This is a genomic window from Calothrix sp. NIES-2100 (assembly GCF_963875285.1).
Lineage (GTDB): Bacteria > Cyanobacteriota > Cyanobacteriia > Cyanobacteriales > Nostocaceae > Aulosira.
In genome coordinates this window covers 4,285,404-4,299,449 of sequence record NZ_CAWNLA010000001.1, presented here as the reverse complement: position 1 = coordinate 4,299,449, position 14,046 = coordinate 4,285,404, and the positions used below count along the sequence as shown (strand labels likewise).

Below are 14,046 nucleotides of genomic sequence, written 5' to 3'. Positions count from 1 at the left end.
ATTGGCTACTCATAAATGGTAACAAAGCGTTTCCAGGAATTACAGGTTTATCAATTATCAGAACGATTAGCAGATGACATTTGGAGAATAGTTGACGGATGGGATGTTTTTGCCAAGAGTACAATTGGTCAACAGATTGTACGTTCAGCCGATAGTATAGGAGCAAATATAGCAGAAGGCTTTGGGAGAGGTAGTTATCAAGAAAATAAACGTTTTGTCAAGATAGCTAGAGGCTCATTAAATGAAACTCAACATTTGTTAAGACGGGCTTATACTCGTCATCTTTTAACTCCTGAACAAATAAAATCAATTCAAATAATCATTAATGAACTAGCACCAAAATTAAACTCATATCTCAACTCAATCGGTCAGCTACCACATAACAAATGACCAATGACCAATGACTAATGACAAATCACAAATGACAACCAGACGCACATTTTTACAACGAATCACAGCACTTTCTAGCTTATCTTTAGCTGGATGTGGCTGGAGACTGGCTGATGTCCGTGCTAATGCTAAAACTTCTGGTCAACGTGACCAACTTTATATTTATACCTGGACGCAATACACTGACAACCAATTACTCAAAACTTTTAGTACCCAAACCGGGATGAAAGTACTAGCAGATGTCTATGAATCCAATGATGTCATGCTAGCTAAATTACAAGCTGGAGGCGGTAGTAATTACAGCATTATCTACCCGTCTGACTATATGGTACAGAAGATGGTAGAGAAAGATTTATTAACAGAAATAAATCACGATCGCGTCATCGGTTTAGAGAATTTATTTCCGCGTTTTCAAGATCCTACTTATGATGTCAAAAACCGCTATAGTATACCCTTCAATTGGGGAACAACAGGAATAGTTTACAATTCCGAAATCCTCAAAGATGCACCAGAAGATTGGGATTATCTTTGGCAAAATCAAGAGCAACTAAAAAAACGCATGACTTTGCTGAATGATGTCCGGGAAGTGATGGGTGCAGTGTTGCGGATGCTAGGTTATTCATACAATTCTCAAGATGAAAATCAACTTCAACAAGCTTATGAAAAATTGAAAGAAATTAAACCCAAAATTACTGCTTTTGACACGGAAGCTTGGCAAAATCAAATTCTCGCAGGAGATTTAGTCTTAGCAATGTGTTACTCAGCAGATGCAATCCGAGTCAGCAAAGAAAATCCTAAATTAAAGTATGTAATTCCTCGCAGTGGTTCTTCATTATGGACTGATACAATCGTCATTCCTAAAACTGCTATCAACCCAGATGGAGCCTATGCTTGGATTAATTTTATTTTACAGCCAGAAGTAGCCGCCCAAATTAGCCAACGTCTTAATATTGCAACTCCTAATCTGGCTGGATTTGAACAATTACCAATCAACTTACAACAAAATACTAGTTTATTTCCTCCAGAGTCGGTTCTAGAAAAATGTGAACGGATTACTCCTTTAGGGAAATTTGATGAAATTTACGATCGCTACTGGACTCAATTAACTAGTAGTTAAAAATTTCTAGGAATTTATACAGATGCTAGAAAATATTTGCATTTACCTAAATTTAACTCAATATTAACTATGTCTAATCACCCTGCTGAAACTCAAATAAATTCATCAAATAATTTGGCAAAAAGTTCCAAATCATATTATTTAAATTTGAGTATTTTACAACCTTTAATATTACTAGCACCCGCTGGTATTTGGTTATTACTGTTATTGGTACTACCAACATTGATCATTTTCGAGTTGAGCTTAGTACCGGATATCCGTCCTGGAGATTTAGTCAATCCTAGTGGATTACAAAATTATATGCGGATATTTGATCCGCTTTATCTGCAAGTAATCTGGCGTTCAATTGGGTTAGCAAGTGTGACAACAATCATTTGTTTAATTCTCAGCTTCCCTGTTGCGTATTGGATTGCCCAAATTGCGCCAAAACGCTGGCGCAATTTATTATTATTAGCCTTTGTCTTGCCATTGTGGACTTCTTCCTTACTTCGTTCCTATGCTTGGATTACGATTCTTCGTCCTACTGGTTTATTAAATACTTTATTAAAAACTTTACACTTACAACCTTTAGAATTACTCAACCGGACACCATCTGTATTGATTGCAATGAGTTATAGCTTACTGCCTTACATGGTTTTAATTTTATATGCTTCTTTAGAAAAATTAGATACACGTTTGCTAGAAGCTGCTGCGGATTTAGGAGCAAATCCTACACAAGCTTTTTGGAAAGTGACAGTACCGCAAATATTCCCAGGAATTACTGCTGGTTCCATACTAGTATTTATTACCGGATTAGGAGATTTTGTTAATCCAGAATTACTCGGTGGTGCTTCTAGTATGACCGCAGCAAGATTAGTATACAACCAGTTTCTTGGTGCTACTCAAAATTGGGGGTTTGGTTCAGCTTTGAGTATGACATTAATTATGCTAGTCAGTATTGCGATCGCACTGGTAATTAAGTTTGACAAAGCTACACCAAAGCGTTAATTATTGAGCTTGCTTTGTCGTAGTCAGGGCTTTAGTCCTATTTAAATTATTACTCAACAACAAGATACCCGACTTCTTGAAGAAGTCGGGTATCTGAGCCTGACGCACCCTAATACTAATGACTCATAACTAAATTAGTAGAATGCCCGCTTTGTTTGTTAATTAACTCTTCAACAAGGGAGATTAGCTGATACTCTAAATAAGGCTTAGTTATGTAAGCTGTTGCTCCCAAAGCCTCAGCAAGCTGGCGATGTTTTTCCGCATTGCGGGAAGTGAGAATTACTATAGGTATTTGGGCCAACTTTTGAGTTTGACGGACATTAGACAATAGTTCAAAACCATTCATTCTTGGCATTTCTAAATCAGAAATTACAACCTGAATTTCTGGATGCATCTGCAATTTTTCTAGAGCTTCTATACCGTTTTGTGCTTGTAATACTTGATAGCCAGATTTTTGTAAAGTCAGAGAAATAGTTTGGCGGAGACTAACAGCGTCATCAACCACTAAAAGCACTTTTGATGACTTTTGACTTGGTAATAAAGTCTGAGTTAGCTGGGTTGGTGTCGTCTTTGTGGGAGTAGGAGGATTAGAAGCAGCTAGTAACGGTGTAGAGTTAGACTGCAAAGCAGGTAAAGCTAAGGTTTGTTTATTTTCCAGATAATCTGTTGATGGTCTAGCACTCTCTAGTGTTGCTTGCATCTCGTAAGAGTTTAACAACAACGTCGGATCGATAACTAAGATGAGATTACCACTAGCTAAACTACTGCAACCATAAATATATCTTGGCGGTGCGATCGCACTTCCTAAAGGCCTAATTACTAGTTCTTGTTCACCAATAATTTGGTCAACTTCTAAACCGAAAATTTCTTGATTGTGGCGTAATAATAATACAGGATTTTGCGTAATGCCTGTGTCATAAGCATTAGCTAGATTATTTAAACTAGTATTATTCAACGCTGAAGTATGGTAATAAACTAAATCGGAAATGTGACGGAGAGTAACTATATTTTCATTGCCAGAAGCTTTATAGTATAATGCTTTTTTTCCTTCAAATTCTTTGATTTGTTGCTCTGTAGGAACCACTATTTTTTCCAAATTATCCAATAGTAAGGCGTAAACAATACCCCCAGCTTGGACTAGCATTAATTTGTCTGTAGTCATAGAGAAAGGAATTTTTAATATAAATGTTGTGCCTTGATTAGGCAAGAATTTTACTGACAAAGAGCCGTTTAACGACTGGATTTGAGAACGTACAATATCTAAACCCATACCACGTCCAGAAATTTCATTCACCTGCTCAGTAGTGGAAAATCCAGGTGAAAACATCAATTCTAAAAGTTCTGCTTCTGTAGGTTGAGAAACATGTGGTATGAGATTTTGCTCAATAGCTTTTCTGCGAATTTTATCTAAATTCAAACCCTGACCGTCATCACGAACTTCAATAATCGTTTGACTACCTTGATTATAAGCGCGAATTTCGATTAAAGCTTGTTCTGGTTTACCCAAAGATTGGCGAACTTCCGGCGATTCAATACCATGATCTAAAGCATTACGTAACAAATGTAATAGAGGTTCGTAAAGTTTTTCGGCGATCGCTTTGTCTACTAGTACCTCTGTACCTATAAGTTTCAAGTCGACAATTTTGGCATAAACATTTACCATGTTTGTTACCATTTGGGGAAAACGATTGAGGATGTTTCCTAAAGGCGACATCCTTGCTTCTACTAAATTATCAATAATATTCAGAGTTAATTTCTGTTCTTTGTCACTAATTTGAGTAGCTTGGGTCAGCACTAAATCAAGAGATTCGGTGATTTCTTGTAATTGCAGAGTTTCTTCTATGGCTTCATGCAACTTCATCTGAAATTCTGTATATGCATCCATTTCTAAAGCATCAAATTTTACGGATGCAAATTTTTGGTTATATTGTAAAGCAGAATTTTGCATTTGTAAGGGTAAATCACCCAGTTGATTTAAAATTAATTGTTGTTTACCCAATCGCTGTATTAATTGCTCAATTATTGCTTGAATTTGTTCATCCTGCAAAATGCGCTGTTTTTGCTTAATAAGTAGCTCGCCTGCTAAGTAATTAAGGCGTTGCAATCCCTCTGTATCTACTCGCACAAATGAATGGTGTCGAGAATTTTTATGAGTAGAATTTGATAACTGCTGTTTGATTGGGGAATGAGTTTGAATAGCCGAATTAAGGATATCTACATCTGCTGCTTCCGTGACAGCTAATGATTGATGATGTTCTGGTTCGGGTTGAATTTCCTCAATTTCATAAATCTGGTTGTAATTATTCCCCCAAATTGTCTCTAAGAGATGATTTGTTTCCTCAGGAAGAGTATTTTCTTTGAAAGCTAATATTTTTTTTAACTTAGGGCGCTCAAGCCAATTCTTTTCTTGAGATGTAACAGGAGTAAAATTTTTATATTCTTTAGCTAATTGACCAATTTGCTGTTGCAGTGTTTGAATTACAGCAATTTCTCCATTCGCTTGCTGATTTATGTAATGAAATTTCGTCACAGCAAGGATGATTGTCAATATCACACCTTGGCGATATAAACAAAGGCTTTGGCTATCTTCTGGTTCTTGTATAAATGAGAAAAATTTACTTAACCAATTTTCAATATAGTCTATAGCATCTTCTCCATCAGGAGTAACCAAAAGAGCCAAATTCATGTTGTCTTTGCTAATTTTCATCTGGTGATTAAACCATCCGAAAATGTGGCGAATTACTTTGATATAAAACTTAGCTTTGGCTGGTTTCAGGGGCTGATTTTTCGTGTTACCAGATTTAGTTAAAAAGATATAAAATTCCTTGATTTCATCTCGCAATAAAGTACTAGCAACAGATTTTTTTCGCACAGGAGATAATTCATCTGTTACTAATTGAATGAAACTTTGCAAACTAGGGGAAGGTTCACCACCAGAAGTGCGATCGCCTGCTAATATACATGCTTGCGCCTGCTGTAAATTAGCGAGAGCAACTTTCCCAATTTGATGCGCCTGCTTAGGGTTAGCTTTGAGTGCGTCCAGAATTGTTTGGGCGATCGCACCAAATCCGGGTAAATTTAAAGACTCTGCTAAACCAATAAATACTTCAGCTTGAGAGTTGAGTATCAGAGCAAATTCAGTTGCATCAGGTGTGTTTTCCAGAGCATCAGCAATAGTTTCTAAGCGTTGCTTGACTCCGACTTCAAATATAGACTTGACAAGATCAAATCCTAAGTCTTCTGAAGTGGGGATATAAGCTTCAGCACCAAAAGCATCACCCAGTTTTTCTTGCAAATGAGCAAAGACTGAAGCTGCTCTTTGCAGCATTTCTTCACCATTAATAGCACTACCTGTCAGTTCTGAGGTTATTGCTAAGCTCAAGCATTCATAAGCTTGTATAATGAGTGTTTGTAATTGATCGTCAATCACAACACTTGGGTTATACAAAGCATTAAACACATCTTCTAAATAATGGGCAATCGAGCTAATTACTTCCAGCCCAACGTTAGCAGATCCCCCTTTAATTGTATGAGTAGCCCGCATTAATTTATGGACTTTAGCAGTATTACATTCGGCTGATAGAGTAAATATTTCTTCTTCTATCGTTTGGATTAATTCTGGAGCTTCAGCCAGAAAATAGATGTAACCCTGTTTGCGAATATCAATGTCTGTAGTCATAATTTTTGAGGTTTAATGATTTTTTTTATTTAGATGCTTATTTTTCTATATGTTTCATCAAGAATTAGGCAAATAGATATTATTTTTACATAATTTCCATCCTCTTAAATCTCGAAGCACCTTCAAAATGGGAAAAATCCGATAAATTTGCTCCACCTTAATTACGAATCACAAATTAAAAGATGCACACAGATAAACACTGATATTTATCTGTGTGCATCTGTGTTTATCTGCGGCGCAATCTATGTATCAATTGACTTTGAACTTATCGACAGTTGCTAATAGTTCTTTTGCCATTCCTGATAATTCTTGGAAGACAACAGCAATTTCATGAGATTGATCAACAGTTTTGTGAGAAATTTCTGCGACATCTTTCATACTTGCAGTTACCTTAACAGACTGATCCATTTGGTTTTGGGTTGTTTCGGTAATCTGCTGGATTAACTGACTTATTTCCGCAGTGGCGCTGACAATTGCGTTCAAATTATGTCGCGCATCATTCACCAGATTTGTTCCTTCTACCACCTGTTGGATACCTGTTTCCATAGCTACTGCTACTTCCCCAGTATCTAATTGAATCTCTTGGACTAATTTTTCAATTTCGATCGTAGCTGCGGCGGACTGTCGGGATAAAGAACGGACTTCATCAGCTACCACTGCAAAACCTTTGCCATATTCACCAGCACGAGTAGCTTCAATGGCTGCGTTGAGAGCTAGTACGTTTGTCTGTGTAGCAAAATTACTAATCAAATTCACTACTTTCGAGATTTTCTGCGAAGATTCACTAAGGCGTTTAATCTTTTTACTAGTTTGAGCAACGGTTTCGCGAATTCCTTGAATAGCTTGTACAGTCAGGTTCATTGCAGTATCACCAGACTCGACAGTCTGATTGGTTTGTTTAACTGCTACCTGTACCAACTCAGCATTAACTACTACAGCTTGTGTCGAATCAACCATGTGTTGAATTTCGTTTAAGGCTGTGATCATTTCTTGGGATTGTTGTTTTGCTAGGTTGGTTAGCTCAGCCAATGACACTTCACTAGTCCCAGAAGTTTGCACAACTTGTTGCGCAGCTGTTTGTACTTGGATGACTATTTGCCGGAGTGCTTGCAGGGTATTATTATAAGCATCAGCAATTGTTCCTAGCTCATCTTCTGTAATTGGCGCACGTACTGTCAAGTTGCCATTCAAGGCGGGTCTAACGGCTGTTAAAAGTTGAATTGATCGCTGCTGCAATAACTCTTTAGCTGCTTTTTCTCGCGTTGCTGCTTCTGCTAATTGTGCTGATTTGGCCTGAACTTGTTGCAAATACTCTGTTTGTTGTAATGCTATTCCTAACTGGTCGGCAATTCGGCCGATCAAGTTAATTTCTGATTCTTCCCAATCACGAGTTCCAGAGTTTTGATAAGTTGCCAACAATCCCCAAAGTTTGTCTCCAAAAAATATGGGTACTGTCACATAAGCTCTCACATCATATTTCTCTAATGTTTCAATGTGGCAGATAGAATGTCCAGCATTGTAAATATCATTGGTGAAAAAACTGTTACCTCTTTGATATTTACCAATTTGAGCACACTCTTGTACTTGGGTATCTTTCCAGATAGTTTTTTTATCGGGACCTACCAATTTTACCCAACCAAAACCTACTGACTCAGCCACAAATTCGCCACTCCAGTCAGGGTTAAAGCGATAGATAACCGCGCGATCGCATTTGAGTAATTGCCGCAGGTCTTGAGTGACTGTTTTGAAGATTTCTTCTACATCTAAAGATTGGCGAATGCGATCGGCTAGTTTTGTTAAGGCTTTTTCTTGTTCGGCTATCTGCGCTAATTTTTCGGATTTAACTCGCACTTGGTCAAAATATTCTACTTGTGATTTAGCTATGCTAAATTGCCAGCCGATTTGCGCTAAAAAGTTAACTTCCCAGTCTTGCCAGTTACGAGTTTCTGTGTGTTGAAAGGCTGCTAACAAACCCCATAATTTTTCTCCGAAGAAGATCGGAACTATGATCAATGCTTTAATTTCTAACTGCTCATACATATCCTGATGACAACTAGTAAACCCAGCTTGGTAAATGTCATCAATAACTAAATTTTCGCCTTTAGCATATCTACCGCCATGAGTTTCTTGCAAATAGGTATCGTGCCAGGCAGTTTTCATCTCAGGGGTGACAAATTTTCCCCAACCATGACCTACGGATTCGGCGATAAACTCACCACCCCACTCAGGATTGAATTGATAGACACCGATGCGATCGCAGCGCAGAGATTGACGCACTTCTTGAGTAGTGATTCTAAAAATGCTTTCTGTATCAAATGACTGGCGGATGCGGTTGGCTATTTTTGTTAAGGTTTTTTCTTGTTCAAGTATTTGAGTGAGTTGCTCATTTTTTGCTTGCACTTGTGCTAAAGATTCTGATTGGGAGATTGCAACACCAAATTGCCCGCCAATCTCCTTGAGAAAGTTCTCTTCCCAAGATTGCCAATTACGGGTTCCAGAATTTTGATAAGCTGCTAGTAAACCCCATAATTTTTTTCCAGACAAGACGGGAACTATGATGTAGGCTTTGATTTCAAACTGCTCTAAAATCTCAACATGGCATGGAGAGTGACCCGCTTGATAAATATCATTAACAGTTAAACTTTCATTATGCGCATAACGTCCGCCTTGGGTTTCTTGCAGGTGTGTATCTTCCCAAACAGTTTTGATACCAGGTCCTACTAGTTTGACCCAAGTATTACCCACTGATTCTGCCACAAATTCTCCACTCCAGTCTGGATTGAAGCGATATACAGCTACGCGATCGCAGCGGAGAAATTGCCGGATTTCTTGAGTAGTGATTTGAAATACTTTATCAATAGATGATAGGTGAAGAATTCTATCAATAACTTTGGTAATTGATTTCTGAGCTAGTAATTCCTGCTGATTTTGTACTGCGGATGTATAGCTCTCTATTCTGTAGGCTATTTCTGTGGTAATTTGCGACAGTAAGGTAATTTCTAATTCCTGCCACTGCCTGGGAGAACTACAATTATTTACTACCAGCAAGCCCCACACTTGCTCATTGACTAAAATTGGTAAACTTAAACTGCCTTTGATTTGAAATTTGTCTAGCAGTTGTTGTTGATAAGGTGTAACTTTTATCTGTGTAATATCATCAATCACCACAGGCTCGAAATAATCTTGATTTGTAGAGGAGCCAAAAATGATAATTGGCAGGTTTTCCTGAAGAGTCGGAGTCCAACCGATGGTGATAGATTCGGCTATAACTGTACCAGAATCAGCAGTTTTTAACTGATAAATCAAGGCGCGATCGCTAGCAATTTTTTCTCTGACCTGTGTGACGCTAACCTTGAGCAGTGTATCAATGTCTGGGGCTTGACGTATGTGATTGACAATTGCTTTTAACTGCTGCCGCAAGCTTTTATATTCCTGCTCTATCACATTTAATGTAGATAATTCATCACCGGGAATATTTGCTATATTAAGACTACCATTTTCATTTTCTATGGCATCAATCAGATGATTCTTTTGTTGAGCCTTGTTATACACAATCGCCATTGTACACCCCTGAATAAATGTTAAGTACGAAAAAATAATTTTTAGAGGACTGCTGTTTGATGTCTGCTACAAAATCTATACATCTGAGTCTTCTATATTCCTTTGTTGATTTATGATCTGTTACTTATTTAATTGGTCTGTTCACAAATCAATTAAGATGGCGAGCAGATCATTTACCAAATTTTTAATTATGATGTTCCCACATCGGAGATTGGATAATCGCCAACGCATCTAAATTAAATACGATTTCTTCTTCAGGATTGATAAAGTAACTCTCGATAAAAGGTGACATCGCTGAATAAAATAGTTCAGCGGAGGGTGCTTTCATATTCTCAGTATCTAGCCACTCAATATCTATCAGTTGCCGTACCAATAGCCCTAAATATTTACCATCATTTTCTAGGACGAGGGCCATCATTTTTGAAACTAAATTGGAACCCTGTAACAAGGGGGGATAACCTAGCATCTCTTCTAAATCGACTAACCACAGCATTTCGCCACGCCAATTGTAGATACCTAAGACACAATTAGGCATTTGTGGCACACCGCAGATCTCTGCCAATGATACTTGTAATACCTCTGCAATGTTCTGTAACTGAATTACAGCTAAGTCTTTGGTTCCTAAATTAAAACTTAAAAATTTTTGCTTGGTCTCCAAAGTTATTTGTCCTTGATGATAGATGTTTCCCTGTAGTCACTTTCGTTGCGTAATTGATGACCAAGTTGTGACTATGATTTTGCATCGATGCTTGGTATCGCTAATGATTAATTAATCGCTGTAAAGTCACAACCAATTCTTCCTGATTAATAGGTTTCGATAAATAAGCTTCGGCACCGAGCATATTGCCCCAAATTTTATCAACATCACTGTTTTTTGTTGAACAAAAAACTACTGGAATTTGACTGGTATCAGGGTTGCTTTTGAGTTCGCGACAAATTTCATAGCCACTTTTACCTGGCAAAATGACATCGAGAAATATCACATCTGGCTTAGCTACGCCGATTTTGTCCTGCGCTTCTTCACTACTTTTAGCGCTAATTACGTAATATCCGGCTTGTTGCAAATATCTACTGATAATTTCCATATCAGTCAAACCATCCTCAACAACTAGAGCAGTGTTCATGGTAATTACCAATTAAATTTCTATCTAACTTTCAACCCAAACATAGTTTTGTATTGAGGACTTACGCAAGTGTCATATATTTCTAGTTGAGGCTGTCATTGGTCATTAGTCATTCGTTGGTCATTTGACTCCGGACTATGACTTTTGACGACTCTCACCTTTATTTATTATTACAATTGCGTAAGTTACAGTATTGATATTATCGTGATTGATTTCTGCTTTTTTCACCTCAGAAAAAGCACTTAAAAACCAAAATTTTTATCAAGTTTTCAAAAAATTTATAATTCTTTGAATTATCAACTGTTAATTTTTGTAGGGGATCTCTTGATTGATGCGGCTGGGATAGGTAAATACTTACGTACTATACCCATTACCTTATCACTAGCTACAGGTTTAGTTAGGTAATCCGTAGAACCAGCTACTTTAGCGCGAACTCTATCTAAAAGGCCATCATGGCCAGTCAGGATAATCACTGGTGTGTTAGCAAAGCTAGAAATTCGTCGCAGCTGAGTGCAGATTTCGTAACCACTAGCAACAGGCATGATCAAATCCAAAAAAATTAAGTCTGGCTTATTTTGAATTAAAGTTGGTAGAGCTTGGACAGCATCTGGAATCTTGATGAATCTTAACCCATGTGAGGTAATAATCTCCTCCATGATTTTACAGATTTGGGGACTGTCATCTATACAGGCAATCAATGGCGCAATTGGAGACTGTGTTTTTGTCGCTGTGAGATTTTTCTCGGCTTCAATGACTGCTAAAGGTAAATCTGGTATTTCTATCAGTTCAATAATGCCTTTGAGGATATATGGCAACAATGAACGCGCTACTGGCATAACATTCTGCTTCATTTTTACTGCTAAATCTCGCAGCGTTAATTTGCCATTAATCAAAGTGACAAAGTTGTTGTAAACAGATGCACTTACCAATTGCTGGAGTTGTTCTGGTTTGCGCAGGATTGGTGCTAAATCAGGATATAAATTACTCAAACCTGCTTCTGACCAAAGTTTCCACGAGTCTTGCATCTGCTTTAAAGAAATATCTGCACTCGTGAAGCTCATTGGCATGTCTAAAATCATTTGTTGGCTGCGATTACAAGTTACAGAAGTAAAATCAGCCTCTTGAGCTAGATCAAAAAACAATTCTGCTATTGTGTTCTCTACAATAGCGTGGATTTGCTCTCGTTGAATTTTTTGTTTTTTATATAAGATTTCTAGGAGACGATAATCCCAATAATCCATTGATAGGTCATGAGAACTTAAACGGATTTTATCTACATCTATTTGCGGGCAATGTTGTGACATCTGTCTACGCCAACGCCGGAAAGGATGAATTCCTCCTGATGCCCAAACTATTCGTCCTAGCCGATAATAAAAAATCCATTGGTGTCCTTTAGAACTTTTAATTGTTAAATTGCCACTGTATTGTAGTTGGGTACAAGCTTTAAATTCATCAATTAAATTATTTGTTAACATCATTTCTTGGTAGAGCATACATTGTCCTGCAACTAATAAGTCAGCCATTGACAAAGCTAAATTATCTATTTAGTAACTAGAAAACATCTCTAGCTTCTCAATAGATTTTGCAAACATTGCCGGATGCTTGCTATTTATTATGTACAACTTAGATGGACAGCTACTAAGTCATTCAATTTTGGATTTTAAATCTTGGATGGCGGGATTTGTTTCATCCAATTGTATTTTAAATTTTGGATTTTAGATGAGGATAAAATTTCCATCTCAAATCGGCAATCCACAATCTAAAATTTTGCTTGGCAGGAATCGAAATAATCACAAATTTCAAATTATGGTAAAAATATTGTTATCAGAAGAGCGATTTAGAAATTAATTCTCCTTCTTTTAACTCTATGCTCTACCAAAGATTAACTAATCAGGTGAAATTGATATATTCTCACATGTTAGTGGTTCGAGTTGTGATATATTATATTATCCATTTTTCCGGTCAATAATAATCGGGATTTATACGGAATTATTAAAAAATAATTTAATTCAAAAGTTAGAATTCAAATTGTTAATTTTGATTAATTTGTTTGTTTTGTCCGCAGAATTTTACTAATTGGTATTAAAGCATTTATTATCGATTAAAAATGCTTAAAAAGTTCATTTTTGCCCTTCGCCGATGGAGAGATAAGGTTTATACAATCTTCAAAAACCAGATCCCGCTTTCATTTGCTAAGGTGCGTTAGCTTGGAGCTAAACACACCTGAGTGACTTATTGTTGAGAGTTTTTTATGAGGACTATTTGATATTGTAGCTGGCAATAGCTGCCCTCAAATTACCATGATGTTCTGACAAAAGTTGATCGCCTGCTGGTTTGTCTAACCCAGTCCAGTGCATTAATAGAGCTAACTTCACCCAATTACCGCTACGATCTAGTAATAAACCGGCATCTTCCCGACTTAAGTCTGTGAGATCTTGCAGAATTCGCAAAGCGCGATCGCGTAATTTTTGATTAGTGACAGCAACATCTACCATGCGATTGCCGTAAACTTTACCTAGTTTGACCATCACTCCGGTAGAAAGAATATTGAGAGCTAGCTTTGTGGCTGTCCCAGCTTTCAGGCGAGTTGAACCAGCGAGGATCTCGGGGCCAGTTAACAGCCGAATATCAACATCGGCATCAAACTTTACCTGTTCAGCAGGCACACAGGCCATAAAAATTGTGATGGCTCCCCGTTGGCGGGCTGCGTTCATAGCTCCGTGAACAAAAGGCGTTGTCCCACCGGCAGTTATCCCTACTACCACATCTAATTGTGTAATCTGGCGTTGGGCGATCGCAGCTTCTCCATCTTGCGCACGGTCTTCTAAATCTTCCGAACTACGCACTAATGCGCCAGCACCGCCAGCTATAATCCCCTGTACCAATTCTGGTGGTGAACAAAAGGTAGGTGGACATTCAGCAGCATCTAATACTCCCAATCTCCCACTTGTCCCCGCACCAACATAAAATAACCGTCCTCCCTGGCGCAAACGCTCAGCTGTACAATCAATCGCTTCAGATATCTGAGTTTTAGCCGCCGCTACTGCTGCAACTGCGTTGTGGTCTTCGTTATTAAACAACTCTACCAATTCCAGAGAACTGATCTGATCTAAATTCAGACTATTAGAGTTAACTTGCTCAGTTAAAAGATAGCCGCGTTCCTGGAAATTTGTCATTGATTTTTGTCC

At 37.8% G+C, this 14,046-nt stretch carries 9 protein-coding genes; 3 read left to right on the top strand and 6 right to left on the bottom strand.

The features are described 5' to 3' along the window. The first annotated feature begins 15 nt into the window (after window positions 1-15). The 3 genes from AACU32_RS17515 to AACU32_RS17505 all read left to right on the top strand — a co-directional run bounded on the left by AACU32_RS17515 (window position 16) and on the right by AACU32_RS17505 (window position 2,494). Window positions 16-390: a four helix bundle protein gene (locus AACU32_RS17515; RefSeq protein WP_096601661.1), complete on the top strand. Its 375-nt coding sequence runs from the start codon at window positions 16-18 to the stop codon at window positions 388-390. A gap of 31 nt (window positions 391-421) precedes the next feature. Further along, window positions 422-1,507 carry an extracellular solute-binding protein gene (locus tag AACU32_RS17510; protein WP_096608056.1) on the top strand — a complete coding sequence of 362 codons (1,086 nt, stop codon included), beginning with the start codon at window positions 422-424 and terminating at the stop codon, window positions 1,505-1,507. Window positions 1,508-1,576: 69 nt separating this feature from the next. Then, window positions 1,577-2,494: an ABC transporter permease gene (locus AACU32_RS17505; RefSeq protein WP_096601659.1), complete on the top strand. Its 918-nt coding sequence runs from the start codon at window positions 1,577-1,579 to the stop codon at window positions 2,492-2,494. A gap of 115 nt (window positions 2,495-2,609) precedes the next feature. Here the strand turns inward: AACU32_RS17505 and AACU32_RS17500 are convergent, their stop codons facing one another. The 6 genes from AACU32_RS17500 to murQ form a co-directional block, all read right to left on the bottom strand. Then, window positions 2,610-6,173 carry a hybrid sensor histidine kinase/response regulator gene (locus AACU32_RS17500; RefSeq protein WP_096601657.1) on the bottom strand — a complete coding sequence of 1,188 codons (3,564 nt, stop codon included), beginning with the start codon at window positions 6,171-6,173 and terminating at the stop codon, window positions 2,610-2,612. 249 nt (window positions 6,174-6,422) lie between these two features. Next, window positions 6,423-9,734 carry a GAF domain-containing protein gene (locus AACU32_RS17495; protein WP_096601655.1) on the bottom strand — a complete coding sequence of 1,104 codons (3,312 nt, stop codon included), beginning with the start codon at window positions 9,732-9,734 and terminating at the stop codon, window positions 6,423-6,425. Between the two features lie 184 nt (window positions 9,735-9,918). Next, the gene (locus AACU32_RS17490; RefSeq protein WP_096601652.1) at window positions 9,919-10,392 is read right to left on the bottom strand and encodes a chemotaxis protein CheW; all 474 of its coding nucleotides are present in this window, start codon (window positions 10,390-10,392) and stop codon (window positions 9,919-9,921) included. A gap of 100 nt (window positions 10,393-10,492) precedes the next feature. Next, on the bottom strand, window positions 10,493-10,858 hold the full coding sequence (locus AACU32_RS17485) for a response regulator transcription factor (protein ID WP_096601649.1): 366 nt from the start codon (window positions 10,856-10,858) through the stop codon (window positions 10,493-10,495). Window positions 10,859-11,154: 296 nt separating this feature from the next. Beyond that, window positions 11,155-12,351, bottom strand: a complete 1,197-nt coding sequence (locus AACU32_RS17480) for a response regulator (protein WP_339378691.1) — start codon at window positions 12,349-12,351, stop codon at window positions 11,155-11,157. Between the two features lie 765 nt (window positions 12,352-13,116). After that, window positions 13,117-14,034, bottom strand: a complete 918-nt coding sequence (gene murQ / locus AACU32_RS17475; RefSeq protein ID WP_096601646.1) for an N-acetylmuramic acid 6-phosphate etherase — start codon at window positions 14,032-14,034, stop codon at window positions 13,117-13,119. Window positions 14,035-14,046: the final 12 nt, after the last annotated feature.